This is a genomic window from Mesorhizobium sp. LNHC232B00 (assembly GCF_000502435.1).
Classification (GTDB): domain Bacteria; phylum Pseudomonadota; class Alphaproteobacteria; order Rhizobiales; family Rhizobiaceae; genus Mesorhizobium; species Mesorhizobium opportunistum.
The window spans coordinates 126,056-145,970 of the sequence record NZ_AYWP01000004.1 but is presented as its reverse complement, the minus strand read 5'-3'; the positions used below and the strand labels follow the sequence as shown (position 1 = coordinate 145,970).

Annotated in this window: 18 protein-coding genes; 1 reads left to right on the top strand and 17 read right to left on the bottom strand. The window is 64.7% G+C overall.

Annotation, left to right across the window (positions count from 1 at the left end):
- Window positions 1-7: 7 nt before the first annotated feature.
- From X743_RS0135670 to X743_RS160695, 11 genes are all read right to left on the bottom strand, one after another.
- Window positions 8-1,522 (bottom strand): zinc-binding dehydrogenase, encoded by a 1,515-nt coding sequence (locus X743_RS0135670; RefSeq protein ID WP_023764761.1) that lies wholly within the window; start codon window positions 1,520-1,522, stop codon window positions 8-10.
- 9 nt (window positions 1,523-1,531) lie between these two features.
- A complete protein-coding gene (locus tag X743_RS160655) occupies window positions 1,532-1,969 on the bottom strand; it encodes an SRPBCC family protein (protein ID WP_023764760.1) in 438 nt (145 codons plus the stop codon).
- A gap of 306 nt (window positions 1,970-2,275) precedes the next feature.
- Entirely contained in the window at window positions 2,276-4,462 is a 2,187-nt protein-coding gene (locus tag X743_RS160660) for a flotillin domain-containing protein (RefSeq protein WP_031257560.1), read from the bottom strand.
- Between the two features lie 83 nt (window positions 4,463-4,545).
- A complete protein-coding gene (locus X743_RS160665) occupies window positions 4,546-6,771 on the bottom strand; it encodes an ABC transporter permease (protein ID WP_023764758.1) in 2,226 nt (741 codons plus the stop codon).
- Complete coding sequence (locus tag X743_RS160670) at window positions 6,764-7,549, bottom strand: ABC transporter ATP-binding protein (protein ID WP_013896886.1); 786 nt, start codon at window positions 7,547-7,549, stop codon at window positions 6,764-6,766. Before X743_RS160670 ends, X743_RS160665 begins: the two co-directional genes overlap by 8 nt.
- 22 nt (window positions 7,550-7,571) lie before the next feature.
- The gene (locus X743_RS160675; RefSeq protein WP_023764757.1) at window positions 7,572-8,819 is read right to left on the bottom strand and encodes an ABC transporter substrate-binding protein; all 1,248 of its coding nucleotides are present in this window, start codon (window positions 8,817-8,819) and stop codon (window positions 7,572-7,574) included.
- Window positions 8,820-8,871: 52 nt separating this feature from the next.
- Window positions 8,872-9,897, bottom strand: coding sequence for a branched-chain amino acid ABC transporter permease (locus tag X743_RS160680; protein ID WP_023764756.1), 1,026 nt, complete (start codon window positions 9,895-9,897; stop codon window positions 8,872-8,874).
- Window positions 9,894-10,895 carry a branched-chain amino acid ABC transporter permease gene (locus X743_RS160685; protein WP_023764755.1) on the bottom strand — a complete coding sequence of 334 codons (1,002 nt, stop codon included), beginning with the start codon at window positions 10,893-10,895 and terminating at the stop codon, window positions 9,894-9,896. The genes X743_RS160680 and X743_RS160685 overlap by 4 nt, the downstream gene beginning before the upstream one ends.
- A 50-nt stretch (window positions 10,896-10,945) precedes the next feature.
- A complete protein-coding gene (locus X743_RS1000000172745) occupies window positions 10,946-11,701 on the bottom strand; it encodes an amidohydrolase family protein (protein ID WP_245264182.1) in 756 nt (251 codons plus the stop codon).
- Between the two features lie 693 nt (window positions 11,702-12,394).
- Complete coding sequence (locus tag X743_RS160690; RefSeq protein WP_023764754.1) at window positions 12,395-13,174, bottom strand: alpha/beta fold hydrolase; 780 nt, start codon at window positions 13,172-13,174, stop codon at window positions 12,395-12,397.
- The gene (locus tag X743_RS160695; protein ID WP_023764753.1) at window positions 13,171-14,049 is read right to left on the bottom strand and encodes a fumarylacetoacetate hydrolase family protein; all 879 of its coding nucleotides are present in this window, start codon (window positions 14,047-14,049) and stop codon (window positions 13,171-13,173) included. Before X743_RS160695 ends, X743_RS160690 begins: the two co-directional genes overlap by 4 nt.
- Before the next feature lie 222 nt (window positions 14,050-14,271).
- On the opposite strand from X743_RS160695, the gene X743_RS160700 reads away from it, so the two are divergent.
- The gene (locus tag X743_RS160700) at window positions 14,272-14,943 is read left to right on the top strand and encodes an FCD domain-containing protein (RefSeq protein WP_013896893.1); all 672 of its coding nucleotides are present in this window, start codon (window positions 14,272-14,274) and stop codon (window positions 14,941-14,943) included.
- 93 nt (window positions 14,944-15,036) lie between these two features.
- Here X743_RS160700 and pobA read toward each other — a convergent pair whose 3' ends face one another.
- Genes pobA through pcaD form a run of 6 tightly spaced genes read right to left on the bottom strand, consistent with a single transcriptional unit; the run spans window position 15,037 to window position 19,849 of the window.
- Window positions 15,037-16,209, bottom strand: coding sequence for a 4-hydroxybenzoate 3-monooxygenase (gene pobA, locus X743_RS160705; RefSeq protein ID WP_023764752.1), 1,173 nt, complete (start codon window positions 16,207-16,209; stop codon window positions 15,037-15,039).
- Entirely contained in the window at window positions 16,209-17,261 is a 1,053-nt protein-coding gene (locus tag X743_RS160710; RefSeq protein WP_023764751.1) for a 3-carboxy-cis,cis-muconate cycloisomerase, read from the bottom strand. The genes pobA and X743_RS160710 overlap by 1 nt, the downstream gene beginning before the upstream one ends.
- Window positions 17,262-17,280: 19 nt before the next feature.
- Window positions 17,281-17,895, bottom strand: a complete 615-nt coding sequence (gene pcaG, locus X743_RS160715) for a protocatechuate 3,4-dioxygenase subunit alpha (RefSeq protein ID WP_023764750.1) — start codon at window positions 17,893-17,895, stop codon at window positions 17,281-17,283.
- Window positions 17,895-18,650 carry a protocatechuate 3,4-dioxygenase subunit beta gene (gene pcaH / locus X743_RS160720; protein ID WP_023764749.1) on the bottom strand — a complete coding sequence of 252 codons (756 nt, stop codon included), beginning with the start codon at window positions 18,648-18,650 and terminating at the stop codon, window positions 17,895-17,897. Before pcaH ends, pcaG begins: the two co-directional genes overlap by 1 nt.
- Window positions 18,640-19,047: a 4-carboxymuconolactone decarboxylase gene (gene pcaC, locus X743_RS160725; protein WP_023764748.1), complete on the bottom strand. Its 408-nt coding sequence runs from the start codon at window positions 19,045-19,047 to the stop codon at window positions 18,640-18,642. Before pcaC ends, pcaH begins: the two co-directional genes overlap by 11 nt.
- Window positions 19,040-19,849 carry a 3-oxoadipate enol-lactonase gene (gene pcaD, locus X743_RS160730; protein WP_023764747.1) on the bottom strand — a complete coding sequence of 270 codons (810 nt, stop codon included), beginning with the start codon at window positions 19,847-19,849 and terminating at the stop codon, window positions 19,040-19,042. The genes pcaC and pcaD overlap by 8 nt, the downstream gene beginning before the upstream one ends.
- Window positions 19,850-19,915 lie beyond the last annotated feature (66 nt).

Below are 19,915 nucleotides of genomic sequence, written 5' to 3'. Positions count from 1 at the left end.
GATCAGATTACGGCAGCAGAACCAGCGCGCCGGTGGTGCGGCGGGATTCCAGATCGCGATGCGCATCGGCGGCCTCGGCAAGGGTGTAGCGGGTCGGCGCCTCGACCCTGACCACGCCTTGCCGAAGCGCCTGGAAGAACCTGGCGACGTGCGGCGCGAGCTTTTCCGGCGTGTCGGTGTAATGCGCGTAGTTGGGCCGCGACAGGGTGAGCGATTTGGAGGCGAAGCGGCCGATATCCCAATTGCCGACCGGCCCCGAAGCCTGGCCAAAGCTGACGAGATGGCCGCGCACGGCAAGGGCCGCGAGCGAGCCGCCGAATGTGTCGTTGCCGACCGCGTCATAGGCGACATCGGCGCCCTTGCCCCCTGTCAGTCGCAAGACGGCCTCGGTGAAATTCTCACGGGAGTAGACGACGACATGGTGCGCGCCAAGACGCTCGACGATCCGCGCCTTGTCATCGCTCGACACGGTGGCGATGACAGTCGCGCCGAGGTGGCGCGCCCATTGCACCAGCAGCTGGCCGATGCCACCGGCCGCCGCATGGATGAGGACGATGTTGCCCGGTTTCACGGCGTGTACATCATGCAGCAGGAAACTGGCGCTGACGCCCTTGAGCAGGCCGGCGGCGGCGATCTCGTCCGGGATATCGTCGGAGAGATGAACCAGCAGTTCGGGCGCCATGTTGCGCCGCTCACTGTAAGCGCCGACCGGCGGACAGGCATAGGCAATGCGGTCGCCAGCAGAGAAACCCGACACCGCCGAGCCAACCGACTCGATGAGCCCGGCGGCCTCCATGCCCGGCACGCCAGGCGGCTGCAGGAGGTCGAAAAATCCGGTTCGGCAATAGACGTCGATGAAATTGACGCCGATCACCGTGTGGCGGATCCGCACCTCGTTCGGCGCGGGTTGTGGCAGGCCGATTTCCCGCAGCTGCAATTCTTCCGGGCCGCCATAGCGCTCGACAACGATCGCACGGGTCGTTGCGGCCTGGCCCGATGTGACCATTGGGGCGGCACGCGGCATCTCCACGGATGGTGGCGACGCGACCCGAAGCGTTCTTGTCTCGACCGGCGAGCCTATGCTTCCGCGCCGCAGCAGATTGCGCACCGCCGTAAAGCCGGCCTGATAGATGCCTTCGGTGACCAGCTTGACCAGTTCGTCGCGGCGATGCGCCGGCGGGTGGAATTCGGAATTCCATTCCCAGAAGGTGGCATTGCCGTCGGTTACCGGCTTCAGCCGCAGCGAGGCGACGTAACCCATCAGCGGCAGCGGCGCTTCGAGCAGGCAATAGCTCAGCCGCAGGTCCTTGTCGGACAGCGCCAGCAATTGCTCGCGCAGCTCGCCGCCGTCGTTCAGCCTGAAGTGGCGCACGGAGCCGACCGCATCGACCGGCTCGCCGCCCTCGATTTCGCTGAAGGCGATCGCCGGATGCCAGCGGTCATGGCCGTTGAAATCGCGCAGGATCGCCCAGACCTCGTCGACCGGCGCATCGATGATCGTGCTCTGACAGACCTGGACCATCGGCCGGCGTCAGCGCCCGAACCGGTGCTTCAGCGCGGTCAAGGCGGCCTGGAACACGCCATTGCCGATCTGCTGCATAAGCGTGGTCTCGCGATCCGGCGCGCAGTCGAACTCCGCCTGCCATTCTGCGAGCGTCAAATTGCCGTCGGTGATCGGCGTCAGCGACAGCGTGGCGACATAGTTCTCCACCGCCATCGGACTTTCCAGGATCGCGTAGCTGCATGACAGATCGTAATCGGACAGCGCCAGCAATCTTTCGCGGATGCGCCCGCCGTCCTTCAGCGTGAAACTTCTGATGCAGCCGATCTGGTCGGGTTGCGCGTTCTGTTCGATGCGGCTGTCGGCAACGAACGGCGCCCAGCTTGGCAGTGCATTGAAGTTGCGGACGAGCTTCCACACTTCCGCTGCCGGTGCGGGAATGACAGAGGAGACATAGACCTTGGTCATGCTTGGGGGCCGGCTATGGGCATGGCAGTCCGCGTATGCATTGTCTCGCGCCGCGCCAGATCGACCCCCACTACGTCGAGCTTTGCTCGACACCTCTCCCCCGATCGGCGGGGGAGAGGAAGGGTGCGAACCGTCCACGACGGGCTCCCTTCCTCTCCCTCCGGAGGGGGGAGAGGTGGCGCTGCGAAGCAGCGACGGAGTGGGGGGACCACTTGGCAATCATCGCGAACCGACGCAGCATGGCAATCAGGCGCAAGGCATCGTCTCGCACGGCCCAACGAAGCGCGAGGAAACGCCGCCCGCACTTCAGTGATCGCGGTCGTCATCGTCGTCCTTGGCGGCCTTGCCCTTGCCCTTCTTGTCGCGGGTCAGGCTGGAAATATCCTTGGCGTCGCGCAGCACGTCGGTCATGCGGCCGAGCGAGCCGCCCTCGATGCCGATCTCCTTCATCAGATTGTCGATCATCGGCGCCTGCACGCGGTAGCGCAGCGCGGAATCGATCACCTCGTCGGTGACGTTGCGGTTACCGCCGGTGCCGCCGTTGATGCCGTCGACATGCAGGATCTTGATGCCGTCGATCTTCTCCATCGGCTTGACGCTTTCGCGGATGATGCCTTCCATATGGTCGAGCAGTTTTCCGCGCAGACGTCCGGCGCGGGCTTCGTCGGACAGAAGGTTCTCGGCCTCGTTCAACTGGCGATGGCCCGTTGCGTCGACCTCGTAGCGCTGCGCGGCGGCAAGAGCGTGGATCTTCTCGGCCTCCGCCGAAGCGACGGCGGCGATCTTCTGCGCTTCGGCCAGGCTCTTCGCTGCCTTCATCTCGGCATCCGCGGCGGAGACGATGCGCAAGGCCTCGCGCTCGGCCTCGCGCTGCGCGCCGATCAGGTCGGTCAGCTTGCGGCGCTCGGCGATCTCGCGTTCGCGGGCGGTGAAGGCCTGTTCCTCGGCCTGGACGGCCTTGGCGCGAACCGCCTCCGATGCGGCGATAGCGGAAGAGCGTTCCTGCGTCTTCTTGGCGATGTCGATGGCCTTCTGGATCTCGGCGATCTCGATCTTCTGGTCGCGGTCGACGCCGAGCTGCCTGATGTCACGCTCCTTGATCAGCCGGGCTTCCTCGATGCCACGTTCGGTGGTGATGCGGGCGCGCTCGACCTCCTCGCTGGCCGAAATTTCGGCCTCCTCGAAAGCCTGGCGCTTGGCGATCTGCAGCGCTTCCAGATGACGCTCGCGTTCGATACGGACCTCGTCGACGACGCGTTCCTGCGCGATTCGCGCCGTCTCGGTCGCCTGGTTCTCGACGATCTCGGCGCGGCGCTTCTCGGCCTCGGCCTTGGTCACTTCCAGCGCTTTTTCGGCCAGCGCGATCTGGCGTTCCAGTTCGGCAACCTCAAGCAGTTTCTTGCGCTCGATCTCGAGCTTGCTTTGCGCGCCCTCGCGTTCGATGCGGGCCTTTTCCAGCGACAGTTCGAGCGCGATCTGCTCGCGCTCGGTCAGCTCGCGCATCTTCATCTCGGTCTCGTCGAGCGAACGGCGGCGCGCGATCTCGCGGCGCTGCGTGTCCTCCTCGCTCTTGATGCGCTCCTCGGTGATGTTGCGCTCCTGGTTGAGCCGCGATTTCTCGACGGCTTCACGCGACGAAAGCTGCGCCTGCTCGGATTCCTGGTCGCGCAACGCCCGCTCGATGGCGAGTTCAGACCGCTGCGCGGCGCGACGGATCTCGACCTCGCGCTCCTGTTCGAGGCGCGCATATTCGGTGTCGCGGTCGATCTCCAGCACCTTGCGCTGGGTGTCGAGGTTCTGGTTGCGGATATCGACCAGCGTGCGCTGCTCGATCTCGTTGCGCATGCGCCGCCTTGTCTCGATCGATTCCGTCAGCTGCGTCAGGCCTTCGGCGTCAAAGGCGTTGGATGGATCGAAATATTCGAGGCTGGTCTGGTCGAGATCGACGATGGCGACGCTTTCCAGCTCGAGCCCGTTGGCTGCAAGCGATTCTTCGGCCAGCCTGCGCACCTTGGCGGCGTAGTCGCCACGCAGTTCATGCATCTCTTCCAGCGTCATCTGGGCGGCGACCGTGCGGAGGGCGCCAGCGAACTTGCCCTCTAGCAACTCGCGCAGGCTGTCGGGCTGCAGCGTGCGGCGGCCCAGCGTCTGCGCGGCGGCGGCGACCAGTTCGCGGCTGGCGCCGACGCGCACGAAGAATTCGGCGATCAGGTCGACGCGCATGCGGTTGCGGGTGATCAGCGCTAGCCCGTCTTCGCGCCGCACCTCGATGCGCAGCACGTTCATGTTGACCGGAGTGATCTCGTGCAGCACCGGGATGACGAAGGCGCCGCCATTCACCACCACCTTCTCGCCCATGAAGCCGGTGCGCACGAACGCCGTCTCCTTGGTCGAGCGGCGATAGAGCCACCGCAAGATGTAGACGGCGATCACCACGACGACTGCCGCAACGATCAGCCACAACAGGAAAGCGCCAAAGGTCTGCGCGTCCATGATCTATCCTCCCCAAGACAATGCGGCCGGCGCGAGGCGACCGATTTCAAACATCCACCCGCGCGGTGGCGAAGTCCAATTCTTCATGCCCGCCTCTGCAGCTTCGGCGTGATCGCGTGGAAGGCAGCGACCGCCGCGTCGACGAAAGGCGTGTCGTTGATGTTGGACCGCACCCGTTCGACATGGCGCAAAGGTGTCTGGCGAACGGTCTTCTCGATCGCCTCGAACAAAGCGTTGTCGGCTTCCGGATCGTGAAAGGGCTGGCCGGGCGCGTCGAGCATCGAGACACCGCCTTCCGGCAGCAGGAAGCGCACCGGGCCGTTCATGGCATTGAGCCGCGCGCCGATCCATTCGCCGAAGGCACGGTTCTCGTCGCGCGTGGTGCGCATCAGCGTGACGTTGGGATTATGGATGACGAATTTGCGGCTGCTGAATTTCTCCGGCACGCTGTCGCGAGGACCGAAATTGACCATGTCGAGCGCGCCGGCCGAGCCGACATAGGGCAGTCCGGTGCGGATCGCCGCACCAAAACGATCCTCGGTCGCCGGGAAGACGCCGCCGACGATCATGTCGGCCACTTCCGTGGTGGTGAGATCGAGAAAGGCCGACAGCAGGCGGGAATCGCCGAGGTTTTCCATGGCCCGCCCGCCAATGCCGGTGGCATGGAAGACCAGGCAGTCATAGTCGGCTTCAAGTCGTTTCGTGACAGCTTGCACCAGAGGCGTGGTGACGCCGAACATGGTGATGCCGACGGCCGGCCGCGCCAGCTTGCGCTTTGCCTCCCACGCCTCGGCGTTGGGCAATTGCGCGACCATGCCGGCCATGGCGTGCGCGGCATTGGAGAGCACCTGTTCGGTGATCGAGTTCAGCCCCTGCACATCGGCGACCGAATGGAACATCATGATATCGGCGCCGCCGACATATTTGGCGACATCGCCGGCTGCCACCGTCGAGACCATCAGCTTGGGAATGCCGACCGGCAGCACCCGCATGCCCGCGGTTGCCAGCGTGGTGCCGCCGGAGCCGCCGGCCGATATGACGCCGCCGATGCCCGGTTCGCGTTCGATCCAGCGCGCGAAGGCTTCCGCCATGGCGCTGACCGATCCGCCGCGATCATTGGTGAAGACGGCGGATGAGCCACGCGGGTGCATGCCGGCCACCTGCATGGCCGGCACATCGGCGCTGGTCGGTTTTCCCGAGGTCGACAGATCGACGGTGCGCACAGGCAGGCCGAGCGACTTCAGCCGGTCGGCGACGAAGCGCAATTCCTTGCCCTTGGTGTCGAAGGTGCCGGCGACCAGCACCGTCCTGCCGATGCGCTCGGCAAAGGGGATGGCGAAGACCTTCTTCAGATCGTCCTGCGGCGCTGCCTTGTCGACCGCCGCCTGGCGCAGTTCGGTCACCGGCACGTTCCAGCGGTTGGGCAGTTCGGTGACCGGGCGATAAACGCCAATCTGTGACACCGCTTCGGTCGAACCGTTGGCGGTGCGGTCGATACGATAGACGTCCGCCAGTTGCTCCTTGGCTTGCGCGGCTTCGGCCGGCGTGACCTGCGCTTCCTCGGCATGGCGTCCGACACCGAGCAGCCGCTGCTGCAATTCGCGATCGGCGGCGAGCGCCTTGGCGTCCATCAGCCTGTTGATGCGGCCGTTGACCATGATGGCGACCTGGTTCGACACAGCGGTCGCCACGCCGATGTTCTGCTCGATCACCAGCACCGCCATCTCGCCTTCGGCGGCGAGATCGACGAGCATCCGCTCGACCTGGTCGACGATGACAGGCGCCAGGCCCTCTGTCGGCTCGTCCATGACCAGCAGTTTCGGATCGCTGAGCAGCGCGCGCGAGATCGCCAGCATCTGCTGTTCGCCACCGGACAGCTGCGAGCCGCCATTGCCGCGGCGTTCGGCCAGGCGCGGAAAGGTCTGGTAGACACGCTCGACGGTCCAGCTGGCGTCGCGCCGATTGCCCGCGGCGAGACGCAGATGCTCGTCGACCGTCAGGCTCGGCCAGACGCGGCGGCCTTGCGGCACATAGCCGACGCCGAGGCGATGGATTTCGTGCGGCTCGAGTGACGTGATCTCGCGGCCATCGACGCGGATCGAACCGGACTTCGCCCGCTTCAGCCCGACAATGGTATTGCAGAGCGTCGACTTGCCCATGCCGTTGCGGCCGACCACAGACAGCACGCCGCTTTCCAGCGTCAGCGAGACGCCCTGCAGCGCATGGCTCTCGCCGTAGAAGACCTGCAGGTCTTCTATCCTGAGGATGGCCCTGGTCGGCTTGCCGGAGGAGGCTGGACGCTCAGCCATGCTTGCCCCCGAGATAGATCTCCTGCACCTCGGGATCGGCCTCGATTTCCTGCGGCGTGCCTTCCTTGAACAGGCGGCCATTGTGCATCATCGAGACATATTCGGAGACGCGCAGCGCGACATCGAGGTCGTGCTCGATGATGATGTAGCCGATATGCTTCGGCAGTGCGTTGAGGATGGCGACGAGGTCGCGGCGTTCGGTCGGGGAAAGACCGGCCGCCGGTTCGTCGAACAGGATGAAGCGCGGCGCGCCGGCGAGCGCCAGAGCGATCTCCAGCTGGCGCTGCTGGCCGTGGCTCAGCGTCGCCACCAGCGTGTCGCGGAGGGCTTCGAGGTGGACGGCGTTGAGGATCGATTCCGCCTGCACCATGTTGACGTCGGTCGTTGCCGGGCGCAGCAGCGAAAATCGCCGGCGCGAGACGCCGCGGCAGGCGAGGAAGATGGAATCGAGGACCGACAGGCCCTTGAACAATTGCGAGATCTGATAGGTGCGGCGCAAGCCGCGCCGGATGCGCTCATGCGGCGGCAGGTCGGTGATGTCCTCGCCGAAGAAGCGGATGCGCCCCGCCGTCGGCAGGAAGTCGCCGGTCACGGCGTTGAACAGGGTGGTCTTGCCGGCGCCGTTGGAGCCTAGGACCGCGCGCCGCTCGCCGGCCGCGATCCTCATGGTGATGCCCGAGAGCGCCACCAGCGCCCCGAAATGCCGCGCCACGCCATCGAGCTCCAGCGCATAGGCGCCGGTGCTCTGGAGACGGTTTGCTGCGAAGCTTTCGGTCACTGGCGGCTGCACCCGGCGTCGGTTACGGGCAGCTCGGATTGTCGCGATTGACCGCGCCGAGCTTCATGAACTCGTCTTCGGGAATGCCGAGGGTCTGGTTGACCTGCGGCACGACCTTGACCAGCTTGTTGAGGAGGTTGCCGTCGGCGCCTTCGGTGACCTCGGTCAGGAAGATGTCGGCGATGGCGTTGCGGTTCTTGTCGAGCGACACCTTGCCGGTCGGCGTGTCGAAGGAGAGTTTCGACAGCGCCTCGCGCAGCTTCTTGCCGCCGTCGGAGACATCGCCGCCGACCTGGTCGAGACCAAGCAGCGTCGCCTTCATGTCGACATAGTAGCCATGGGCGAAGAGCGAGGGCGAGGGAAACGCGCCCGGTTGCTTCTTGTAGGCCTCTACGAAGGTTTTCCAGGCCGGCGCATCGTTGGTATCGGCGGTCGGGCCGGCCGAGGGCGTGCCCTTCAGCACGTCCTTCAACTTGCCTTTCGAGGTCAGCACCGTCTGGTCGACGGTGATCGAGCCGCCGATCAGCGGCGCGGTGCCGCCGCCCTGCTGATACTGGGTCAGGAAGTTGACTGCATCGGCGCCGCCGAGCGCGACATAGATCGCATCGACATCTTCCGGAATGGCGGCGATGACCGAGGAGAAGTCCTTGTTGCCGATCGGCACCCAGGACTTCGATGGCACGTGGCCACCGGCCTTGCAGAATTCGGCCATGAAGCCGAACACCTGCGTGTAGGGGAAGGAATAGTCCTCGGCGACCGTGGCGACCTTCTTGTAGCCCTTGTCCTTGAAGGCATAGGTGCCGAGACCGGCCATCCACTGCGCACCATCGGTCGAGAAGCGGAAGAAATTCTCGGCCGGATCACGCAATGTCGTGTCCTGCGCGGCCGAGGTGCCGTTGATGAAGGTCACGTTCGGCTGCGTCTTGGCGTAATCCTTGACGGCAATGCCTTCGTCGCCCGAGAGCGGGCCGACCAGAACCTTGACGCCGTCCTGCTCGACCAGCTTGCGTGCCGCGCGCACGGCGCTGTCGGGAGAAGCATCGGACGAGCCCTTGACGATCTCGATCTTCTTGCCGGCGACGCTGCCGTTCATCTCGGCAACTGCCGTCATGGCGCCGCGCTCGCCGTCCTCGCCGAGCACCGTGAACGGCCCTTCGAAGGTGGCGAGCAGGCCAATCTTGATGGTGTCGTCGGCAGCCAGCGCCATCGACGGCGCGGTCAGCCCGGTGAACACCGCCAAAGCGAGCAATGTACGTCTATGCATCCTCATGATTTTTCCTCCCGTTGATTTCATTTTGCAGTGGTTCATTCCATCCCGGTTGCTAGGGGCCGGGACGCAAGGACTCCTGGGCAAGATGTGGCTTGATCCTCCCCCACAACCCAAGAATTCCATCCGGTGAGACGAAGACGATCACCAGGAACACCAGGCCGATCAGCGTGTTGAAACGCTCCGCACCAACGATGTCGATGGCGAAGGTCTGCATCAGGACGACGACGAGCGCGCCGAGAAACGGGCCGATCGGATGGCGCAGGCCGCCGATGACGGCGATTATCAGCACGTCGATCGCCGCGTCGACGCCGATGGTGCCCGGCGAGACGCGGCCGTTGAACCAGACCAGCAGCACGCCCGCCAGTCCGGCGATGACGCCCGCCAAAGCCCAAGCGAAGACCTTGTGCGCGGTGACGTGATAGCCAAGCGCACGCATGCGACGCGGGTTGTCGCGGATCGCCTGCAAGGTCATGCCGAAGGTCGAGCGCGAGCCATAGAGCACCGCGGCGTAGGACAGCACCGCGAGGCCAAGGCAGAGATAGTAGAACGGCTTCGCGTCGCGCCAGCCGATGCCCCAGAACACCGGCGCGCGGATGCCGGCATAGCCGGAATGGCCGTTGAAGATGGCGTAGTTCTGCTGCGCGAAATAGTAAGTCGCGGTGGCGATCGCCAGCGTGATCATGATTGTGTAGATGCCCTCGGTGCGCACCGAGATCCAGCCGATCAGCGCCGATGCCAGTGCCGCTGCCAGAACCGCGAACGGCACCGCGATCCACCACGGCCAGCCGAGGCCGAGGATGCTGGAATTGTTGTTGCCAAGAATGGCGATGGCGTAGGCGGCGATGCCGGCGACCGTGATCTGCGCCAGGCTGACCATGCCGCCATAGCCGGCGAGCAGCATCAGCGACAGGCCCAGCATGCCGAAGATCAGCGAATAGCCGCCGATCTGCGTCAGGAAGAAATCGGATGCCACCACGGGATAGAGCACCAGTGCGACACCAAGGATGATGTGGCCGGCACCGAGCTTCTCCAGCCAGTTCGGCTGCGTGGCGCTGGTGGTGGCGATGGCCAGGCTCATCGCGCCTTCCCCATGATGCCTTGCGGGCGCACCGCCAGCGTCACCACCATGATGACGAAGGTCAGAACGATGCCGTAGGTCGGGAAGTAGACGAGGCCGATCTGCTCGGCGAGACCGATGAGCAGCGCGCCGATGGCGGCACCGGTGATCGAGCCCATGCCGCCGACGATGACCACGACCAGCGAAGCCAGGAGATAACGCACATCCTCGCCGGGGGCGACCGAAAGCGCCGAGCCACCGACGACGCCGGCAAAGCCGGCGAGGCCCGCGCCGACGGCAAAGACGATGGCGAACACCGCATGCACGTTGACGCCGGATGCCTGCAGCATGGCGCGGTCGTCGACGCCGGCGCGGATCATCATGCCGACGCGGGTCTTGTGCAGCATCAGCCAGAGGCCGACGCCGATGACGATCGCCGCCGCCAGCACGACGACGCGGTAGAGCGGGTAGGTGAGGAAGACCGAGGCGCCGTTGGAGCGCACCGCGGTGATGACGGGCAAGGTCAGGGCACCGTCGAGCCATTCCGGCGTGGTGATCTGGTAAGTGCCGCCGGCCCACACAGCGAGCATCAGATCGGCGGCGACGATCGAAATGCCGATCGAGACCAGGGTTTGGCGCAGATCGTCGCCTTCGAGGCGACGGAAGACGAAGACCTGCATGACGACGCCGACAATGGCCAGCACGACGAAACCGGCGGCGACGCCCAGCAGCCAATAGCCGGTGCGGTTGGTAACCTCGTAGCCGATATAGGCGCCGAGCAGATAGAGCGAGCCATGCGCGAGATTGACGTTGCGCATCAGGCCGAAGATCAGCGTGAAGCCGCTGGCAACGAGGAAATAGAGGCCGGCCAGCGTGATGCCGTTGAGGATGGCGCTGACGAAAGCCTTCTTGGAGATCAGGATCGCATTCAGCCAATCCGGCCAGACGGCAAAGACCAGCCACGCGATGACGGCGGCAGCAAGCAGACCGACGAGGCCCCAGGCCTGCTTGCGCGTCATGCCGCCGCTGCCGCTTGAGAGCGACGACGAAGTTGGCTGGTCGAGCAGGCTCATGCAGTCAGCCGCCGGCGCTGCTCGTTCATGCGCGGCGCCTTGTGGAACTTGCCATCCTTCATGATGGCGAGGATGCGGTTCTTGTCCTGCAGGATGCGCACATCCGAGATCGGGTCGCCATCGACCAGCAGGATGTCGGCGAGATAGCCTTCCTTGATCAGGCCGAGCTCGTCGCCCATGTTCATGATCTGACCGCCATATTTGGTGCCGGCCTGGATCGCCTCCATCGGCGAGAAGCCCAGCATCTCGACGAAGGTCTGGATGTCCTTGGCGTTGGAGCCCTGCGGCGTCCAGGCAAAGCCGTAGTCGCCGCCGATGCAGACGCGGATGCCGCGCCGGTGCATCTTCTTCATGGTCCCGACGCACATTTCGAGCTCGCGCTCATATTCGAGCGACAGCGGCGAGCCTGGCTTGATGCCCCATTGCTCGGCATGGCGCGCGGTGTTGATCAGCCAGGCGATGCCGGGCGCGACGAAGTGCTTGTCCTTGACCGCCTCGAGCATGTCGAGCGCTTCCTCGTCGGCGAAGGAGGCGTGGTAGATGTTCTGGATGCCGTGGCGGACGCATTGCTTGACCGAGCCGGACGAGCGCGCATGCGCCGACAGCACCTTGTTGCGGCAGCGCGCCTCGGAAGCGGCCATCGCGACCTCCTCCTCCGACATCGGCGTCTCCTCCGCGCCCATGCCGGTGATGCTCTCGCCCGACAGATTGAGCTTGATGGAATCGACGCCGTATTTGATTAGCTGGCGCACGGTGCGGCGGATTTCCTCCGGACCGGAGACGACGAGGCCGAGATTCAGCCCCTCATGCGGAATGTGCGACGGCGCGGAATCGCNTCCGGACCGGAGACGACGAGGCCGAGATTCAGCCCCTCATGCGGAATGTGCGACGGCGCGGAATCGCCGAGGCCGCCGACCGTGGTGATCTCCGGCCCCGCCGCGAGATAGCGCGGTCCGGGGAAACGACCCTGGTTGATGAATTTCTTGGCGACGACATCGAGGCGCGGCTTGGCGGCGGCGGCACCCCGGCCGGCGGTGAAGCCGGCGTCGAGCACCAGCTTGGCCATCTCCATAGTGACCAGCATGTGCTCCTCGACCTCCATCATCTGGATGGGATCGATACCGGGCGCGTTGTTCCAGGACAGATGCAGATGGGCGTCGATCATACCCGGCATCAGGGTCGCGCCCATGCCGTCGATCACCGTAGCCCCACCACCATAGGATGAAGACGAAGGTGCGCCGAAGCGCGATGAGCCCTTGGTGATCTGCTTGATGCGGTTGCCCTGCACCAGCACCTCGCCGGTGTAGGGATATTCACCTGTCGCGTCGAGCACGCGCACATTGGTGAAGAGCGTGCTGCCCGAGCCGTTTGCGTTCCAGCTGTCGTCTGCCATAACAAGCCTCCCAACTTGCCGAGCGCGTAGTTCTACGCCCGATCAGAAATCCTCACCTATCAACCCGTCTCAAAAAATCGGCGAGCTTCGAGCTGCTTTCGCGCGGGCTTTCCACCGTGGCCCAGTGCCCGCACCGATCAAGCGAGGAGAATATGGCCCCCTTGATCTTGTCGGCAAGCGCCTGGCCGACGCCGGGTGGATTGACGGTGTCGGCGTCGCCGGTGACGAGCAGCGTCGGCGCCGAAATCCTTCTCGCATCGACAGCGGTTGCCTTGGCCAGCGCCTCGCAGGTGCGGGCATAGGATTCCGGATCCTGGCGGGTGATCGATTCCCGCACGAAGGCGACGGCGGCCGGCGAGGTTTCCCTGGTGTGCGCCGAAATCGCATTGGCGACGATCTGGTCGGCGATGTCGGCGATGCCGCCCGAGCGCGCCAACCGGGCCCGGTTGCCGAGCCCTTGCCTGGTCGCCTCGGTCGGTTCCGCCAGGGCGCCGAACAGCGCCAGCGAGGCGACCAGTGAAGGCTGCGCTGCTGCAATCTGCTGGCAAACGATGGTGCCCATCGAATGTCCGACGAAATGCGCGGATGTGACCCCCATGCCGGCCATGGCGCGAATGACCGCCTCGCTCATCCCTTCGACGGTCAGCGGTTCGATCGGGCACGGCGAACGGCCCGAGCCCGGCAAATCGAGCCGGATGACGCGGTAGCCGGAAAGTGCCGCCATCTGCGGCTGGAACATGTTGGACGTGCCGCCGAGACCGTGGATCATCACCACGGCAGTGCCTTCGCCCACGACTTCCGCAACGACCTGGCCAACCGTCACCGTGGTCATTGCACATGCTCCGCGAAGCGGTTTTCCAGCGTGCCGATGCCGTCGATCTCGATGCGCACGACGTCGCCGGCCTTGAGGTATCTCGGCGGATCGAAGCCAATGCCGACGCCGACCGGCGTGCCGGTAGCGATGATGTCGCCGGGCCTCAGCGTGATGCCTTGCGACAGCGTGGCGATGATGGTCGGGATGTCGAAGATCAGCAGCGATATGCGGGAATCCTGGCGTAGGTCCTCGTTGACGAAACACCTGATGCCGGCGGTCGACAGGTCAAGCTCGTCCCTGGTCACCGCCCATGGCCCCATCGGGCAGAATGTGTCCTGCGATTTGCCGATCAGCCACTGGCTGTACTTGCCCTGCAGGTCGCGCGCGGTGACGTCGTTGACGATGGTATAGCCCCAGACGTGGTCGAGCGCCTCTTCCCTGGAAATGCCGCGCCCGCCCTTGCCGATGATGACGGCCAGCTCCGCCTCGTAGTCTATGGCCGTCGAGACCGACGGATCGATCAGCACGCTGGCATGGTTGGCGACGACCGATTCAGGCACTTTGGAAAAGATGATCGGATGCTTCGGGATCGCGCCGGCGCCGGCGCTGGAATCGAAGCCGCTGCGGGCGAACTCATGCGCATGCTCGTGATAATTCTTGCCGACGCAGAAGATGTTGCGGCGCGGCTGCGGGATCGGCGCGTCGATCTCGACCTGCGCCAACGGGATCGGCGACAGGGTGCGCGGCATGCCGGCGCCATTGCGCTCGATCAGGGCCAGGATGCCGGATCTGGCCTGGTCGACGGAAATATCGAAAGGCGCGATTGTCTCAGCATCAAGATCGACAAGACCCACGCGACGTTCGCCGGCGATCGAAAAAGTCGCGACCCGCATTCCCATCCTCCCTGAACCAATACTGAGCCAATTCTTCGCTCTTTTGTTACACGCTATCGCCGATTGGTTTAGGCCGCAAGCGGAATCTAAGCTGGTCATGCCAAAAGGAATGCGGCTGTTGCGGGCGGCTCCGCTGGGATGCCGATGACGCGGCACGGTGGACGACAGCACCGGAAGCTGCTAACGATGGTTCAATATTGGATCAGATAAAAGTTGCCAGGCATGCCAAAGCTCGTCGCCAACGATATCGCCACGGCGCTGAAGAAACGGATCTCTTCCGGCGAATGGATCGAGAATGGCCGCATGCCGCCGGAGCGCGATCTGGCGAGCGAATTCGGCGTCGCGCGCAACACGGTGCGGCGCGCGGTCTCCTTCCTCGAGGATGACGGCACGGTGGTGCGGCATGTCGGGCGCGGAACGTTCCTGACCACCACCAATCCGGCGTCGATGGCGGCGGTTGTCGGCCGGATGGAAGGCACCAGTCCCGCCGACATGATGGAGATCCGGCAATTGCTGGAACCGGCAGCGGCGGCGTTCGCCGCCACCAATGCCAGCGCCATGGAACTCAACGCGGTGCGCGAGGCGCACAAGATCGCTTCGGAATCGCAGGACATGCCGACCTTCGAGCACTGGGACGCGGAGTTTCACCACCGCATCTTCGCGTGCTCGCGCAACGACTTCCTCAAGGAGATCCACAACCTGATGCGCATCCTGCGCAATCAGGCGCCATGGTTCGAAATGAAGAAGCGGTCCTTTTCGGAGGAACGCCGCAGCATCTATTGCAGCGAGCACCAGACCGTTCTCGATGCGCTGCTGCGCCGTGATCCCGAGAGCGCCAGCCAGGCCATGCTGGCGCATCTGCGGACCGTCGAGCGCAATCTGCTCGGACGGTAGAAACCGGAAATCGGGAGGCGCAGATAGCTGCGCGGCTTTCCCGGTAAAGCCGCATAGCGTTTTCCCTTGGGAATTGCGTCGAAGAAATAGCCTTCAATAGGGAAGGCCGACATAGTTCTCGGCCAGCGCCGTCGACGCCGCCCGCGAATGGACGAGATAGTCGAGCTCGGCCTCCTGGATGCGCTGACCGAAGTCGCCGGTGTCGGGAAAACGATGCAGCATGGTCGTCATCCACCAGGAAAAGCGCACCGCCTTCCAGACCCGCGCCAGCGCCTTTTGCGAATAGGCGTCAATTCCTGCGGTTGATTTCTCGGCGTAGAAATCGCGCAGGCCGGCAAAGAGATAGCGCACGTCGCTGGCGGCGAGGTTGAGGCCCTTGGCGCCGGTCGGCGGCATGATGTGGGCGGCATCGCCGACCAGGAACAGCCGGCCAAAGCGCATTGGCTCCGCAACGAAGGAACGCAGCGGCGCGATCGACTTCTCGAAGGATGGCCCGGTGACGACGCTCGCCGCCGTCCGTTCCGGCAGGCGTCGGCGCAACTCGTCCCAGAAGCGGTCGTCGGACCACGCCTCGACGCGATCGCCCTCGGGGCACTGCACATAGTAGCGACTGCGGTGCGTCGAGCGCATCGAACACAACGCAAACCCTCTCTCGTGATTGGCGTAGACCAGTTCATGATCGGCCGGCGGCACTTCGGCCAGCACGCCGAGCCAGCCGAACGGATAGTGCCGCTCGAACGTTTTCAGCGCGCTTTCGGGCACCGATTTACGGCTGACGCCATGATAACCATCGCAGCCGGCGATGAAGTCGCAGTCGATGCGATGGCTGACGCCGTCCCTCACATAAGTTACGAAAGGTGCGGCGTCATCGAAATCGTGCGGCGCGACGTCAGCGGCCTCATAGACGGTGACGAGCCCGGCCGCCTCGCGTTTGTCCATCAGATCATGCGTCACTTCGGTCTGGCCATAGACGGTGACATGCTTGCCGCCGGTCAGCGCCGACAGGTCGATGCGATGCAGACGACCGTCGAAAGCCAGCGAGATACCGGAATGCGACAAGCCTTCGGTGTGCAAGCGCGTGGCTGCGCCCGCTTCTTCCAGCAATTCGACCGTACCCTGTTCGAGTACACCGGCGCGCACGCGGCCAAGCACATGCTCACGGCTTGAACGTTCCAGAATGACCGTCTCAACGCCGATGCCGGCCAGAAGCTGGCCAAGCAGCAGGCCGGAGGGTCCCGAGCCGACGATCACGACCTGCGCGCGCATCAGTGCCCGAGGCTTTCGACCTGGGCGGCCAGTTCGGCGGCAAGGCGCAGCGACGCCGCGGTTGCCACAGCCATCTGCGGCAGCAACAGCCATTCCAGCGTCCAAGCCGTGCCCGATCGTTCCTGTTCATGCACCAGAGCCTGGTGTATGCCGGCAAGCTGTGTGGCGTTGAAGCGGGCAAGCGCTACCAGCGCTTCGGCCTTCACCGGGTTCTGCTTGTGCGGCATGGCCGACGAGCCACCACCGCCGGAAAGCGCGATATCGGTCCCCCCTTGCGCCATCAGCGCAATATCTTGGCCGAACTTGCCGAGGCTGCCGGTCACCAGCGACAGCCAGCCGGCAAAGTCGGCGAGCGCATCGCGCTGGCTGTGCCATTGCGGCGCGTCCGCAAGACCGAGTTTCGCGGCCAGTGCCGCGCGTATCGCCGCCCCTTTGTCGCCAAGCTTTTCCAGCGTGCCGGCAGCGCCGCCGAACTGCACCACCAGCAAGCGCCTGGACTGTTCCGACAATCGCTCCTGATGCCGCTGCAGCGGCGCCCGCCACGCCGTCACGCGATCCTGCACCTGAATGGGGATCGCCGGCTGCATGCGCGTCATGCCGGTCAGCGACCTGCCCTCGAAGCGCTCCTCGAGCGATGTGAAGCGTATGACGGTCTCGGTCAGAAGCAGGCCGAGGTGCTCGACGACGGATTTCAGCCGGAGCACAAGCCCGGTGTCGAGGACGTCCTGGCTAGTGGCGCCGAAATGCGCCTTGTCGCCATGCGGTTCGCCGACCGTCATTCTGAGCTGGCGCACGAGTTCCGGAACCATGACGCCGTCCCTGGCGACGCCGGCCCGCAACAGGGACGTGTCCGGCCGGAACGAGGCCAGCGCCGCCATGATCGCGGCCGACGCATCCCTGGTGATGATCCCGTTCTCCGCCTCCACTTCGGCCAACGCGCTCTCGAACGCCAGCGCCGCCTCGATTTCTGCTTCAACGGAAAAATGCCTCGATGCCTCCTCGTCCCCGAGAAGGGCGGAGAGCAACGGATGGTCGAAAGGCGATACGGTCATGTCCTGCTTCTCCTGACCATCAGCTGTCGAAGAAGACCGTTTCCTTCTCCCCCTGGAGATGGATGTCGAAGATGTAGGCGTCACCCTTGCGCTCGGCGATCAACGTCGGCACGCGGATGCGGTGCTCGATGCGCGCCAGGATCGGATCCTGCGCATTGGCCTTTTCCTCATCGGAGAAATAGAGCCGCGTGTGCAGGCCGAGATTGATGCCGCGCGCGACGATCCAGAGGGTGATGTGTGGCGCCATCAGGCGGCCATCGCCGAACGGCACGCGTCCCGGCTTGATCGTCTCGAAGGCGCACAGACCCGTGTCCATGTCGGTCGGACAACGGCCCCAGCCCTGGAAATTCGGATCGGCGGCGCCGCGTATCTCGGCCGGCGAATTGTAGAACCCGTCGGCGTCCGCCTGCCAGATCTCGATCAGCGCATCCTTGAGCGGCGTGCCGGTACCATCGAGCACGCGGATGCGCAAACCGATGCGCTCGCCCCTGGTCTTGTCGTTGACCATGGTCGCACCGAGGTCGGTCGGATAGACGCCGCCGATGCCGCAGAAATTGGGCGTCAGTCCGATGTGGACGTAAGGTCCCGCGGTCTGCGAAGGGCTCTCCCTGAGCCGGTCGAGCGACCGGGCCATCAATTGCCCTCCCGCCGGTTTTCGAACAGCGAGGAACGCCGCCCGCGCAACACGATGTCGAACTTGTAGGCGCGCGCGTCGAAGGGGACCGTCGCCTGCATGTCGAGCGCGGCGATCAGCGTTTCGATGGCGGCCTTGTCGGGAATGCCGCGCGCGATCGGGCAGCGCCAGATCAGCGGATCGCCTTCGAAATACATTTGCGTGATCAGCCGCTGCGCGAAACCGTGGCCGAAGATGGAGAAATGGATATGCGAGGGCCGCCAGTCGTTCGGCCCGTTCGGCCAGGGATAGGGGCCGGGCTTGACGGTGCGAAAGGCGTAGCCGCCATCATCGCCCGATATGGTGCGGCCGCAACCGCCGAAATTCGGGTCGAGCGGGGCCAGATAGCCGTCTTTCTTGTGGCGATAGCGGCCGCCGGCATTGGCCTGCCAGAATTCCAGCAACGCACCGGGCACGCCGACGCCGCGTTCGTCCAGCACCCGCCCATAGACGATGATGCGCTCGCCGATCGCGCTCTCGCCGGGCCTGGCGAAATTGTGGATCAGGTCGGCGTCGAGTCCGCCCAGCATGGCGTGACCGAATACAGGGCCCGATAGTTCCGACAGCGTGTTGTCGAAGGCAAGCAGCGCCTTCTGCGGCGAGCGCAACACCGAAGTCTTGTAGTTCGGCGTCAGCGGCGGCGGATGCCATGTCCGGTCGCGCTGGAAAAAGGCGCCGGTCTCGGGCCTCCGGTTCGATCCGGATTCAACGGGCATTGTCGGCTCCGTCCATTTCCGAAAACACGTCCTTGGCGATCTTGAAGGCACGGTTGGCTGCCGGCACGCCGGCATAGATGGCGACATGCAGGAACGCTTCGCAGATATCCTCGCGCGTGGCGCCGGTGTTGGCGGTGGCACGCACATGCATGGCGACTTCCTCATCATGGCCGAGCGCGGCCAGCAGCGCCAGCGTGACGATCGAGCGTTCGCGCTTACTGAAGCCCGGCCGCGCCCACACCGTTCCCCAGGCCGCTTCGGTGATCAAATCCTGGAAGGGCTGGTCGAAATCGGTTGCTGCAACCTCCGCGCGGTCGACATGCCGATCGCCGAGCACGGAGCGGCGCACCGCAAGACCGGTGCGATATCTGGCGGCGTTGCCGGGGGCTTCATCCATGAGTTTCCGCTCCAGGGGCAAGCGATGCGATAAAACCGCGGATCAGCGCGACGAGCGCCTTTGGCTGTTCAACGCAAGGAATATGTCCGGCATCGCGGATGATCTCGAAGCGCGCGCCGGGGATCAGAGCGGCCAGCGAGCGGACAAGATCGGGGGGCGTCGAGCCATCCTGGTCGCCGGCGATGCAAAGGGTGGGGACCTCGATGCGGGCCGCCGCGTCGGTGAAATCCGCGTCACGAACCGCCTTGCAGGTCCCGATGTAACCGGCCAGTGTCTGCCGGGTCATCATGTTCCAATAGCCATCCAGCTCGGCCCCCCGCGTCGTGTGGAAAGTGGGGGTGAACCAGACTTTCAGCACGCCATCGGCAATGGCCTGAATGCCCTTGCTCTCGACCGTCGCGATGCGTGTGTTCCAGCTCTCCGCCGTGCCGATCTTGTGCGCCGTGTCGCACAGGATCATGGCCTCGACGATCTCGGGGCGCCTGGCATAGAGCCCTTGCGCGACCATGCCGCCGACCGACAGGCCGCACAGCACGACCTTCTCCAACCCGAAATGATCGATGAGCGCCGAGAGGTCATCGACATGATCGTCGATCGAGCCGATATCGCCGATGTCGGACAGTCCGTGGCCGCGCTTGTCATAGAACAGCAAGGGCATTTCCCCATCAAGCGCCGCGACGACATCGTCCCAAATCCGGAAGTCGGTGCCGAGCGAATTGATGAACACAATCGGAGGCGCCTTGCCGCTTGCCCCGACATATTGGTGATGCAGCGTGATGCCGCCGATGGTGACGAATGGCACGATCTCGATCCTCCATCCCTACATTGCACAAGGCATTTGGTTCGGTAAAATGATATTTTGTGCCGT

Excerpts from the sequence above, each read along its gene's own strand:
- X743_RS160685 (WP_023764755.1), bottom strand. The coding sequence starts at position 10,895 with ATGACGCGCAAGCAGGCCTGGGGCCTCGTCGGTCTGCTTGCTGCCGCC.
- X743_RS160665 (WP_023764758.1), bottom strand. The coding sequence starts at position 6,771 with ATGGCTGAGCGTCCAGCCTCCTCCGGCAAGCCGACCAGGGCCATCCTC.
- pcaC (WP_023764748.1), bottom strand. The coding sequence starts at position 19,047 with ATGGATGAAGCCCCCGGCAACGCCGCCAGATATCGCACCGGTCTTGCG.
- pcaG (WP_023764750.1), bottom strand. The coding sequence starts at position 17,895 with ATGGCCCGGTCGCTCGACCGGCTCAGGGAGAGCCCTTCGCAGACCGCG.
- X743_RS160700 (WP_013896893.1), top strand. The coding sequence starts at position 14,272 with ATGCCAAAGCTCGTCGCCAACGATATCGCCACGGCGCTGAAGAAACGG.
- X743_RS0135670 (WP_023764761.1), bottom strand. The coding sequence starts at position 1,522 with ATGGTCCAGGTCTGTCAGAGCACGATCATCGATGCGCCGGTCGACGAG.
- X743_RS160680 (WP_023764756.1), bottom strand. The coding sequence starts at position 9,897 with ATGAGCCTGGCCATCGCCACCACCAGCGCCACGCAGCCGAACTGGCTG.
- X743_RS160690 (WP_023764754.1), bottom strand. The coding sequence starts at position 13,174 with ATGACCACGGTGACGGTTGGCCAGGTCGTTGCGGAAGTCGTGGGCGAA.
- X743_RS160660 (WP_031257560.1), bottom strand. The coding sequence starts at position 4,462 with ATGGACGCGCAGACCTTTGGCGCTTTCCTGTTGTGGCTGATCGTTGCG.
- X743_RS160695 (WP_023764753.1), bottom strand. The coding sequence starts at position 14,049 with ATGCGGGTCGCGACTTTTTCGATCGCCGGCGAACGTCGCGTGGGTCTT.
- pobA (WP_023764752.1), bottom strand. The coding sequence starts at position 16,209 with ATGCGCGCGCAGGTCGTGATCGTCGGCTCGGGACCCTCCGGCCTGCTG.
- pcaH (WP_023764749.1), bottom strand. The coding sequence starts at position 18,650 with ATGCCCGTTGAATCCGGATCGAACCGGAGGCCCGAGACCGGCGCCTTT.
- X743_RS160655 (WP_023764760.1), bottom strand. The coding sequence starts at position 1,969 with ATGACCAAGGTCTATGTCTCCTCTGTCATTCCCGCACCGGCAGCGGAA.
- X743_RS160710 (WP_023764751.1), bottom strand. The coding sequence starts at position 17,261 with ATGACCGTATCGCCTTTCGACCATCCGTTGCTCTCCGCCCTTCTCGGG.
- X743_RS160675 (WP_023764757.1), bottom strand. The coding sequence starts at position 8,819 with ATGAGGATGCATAGACGTACATTGCTCGCTTTGGCGGTGTTCACCGGG.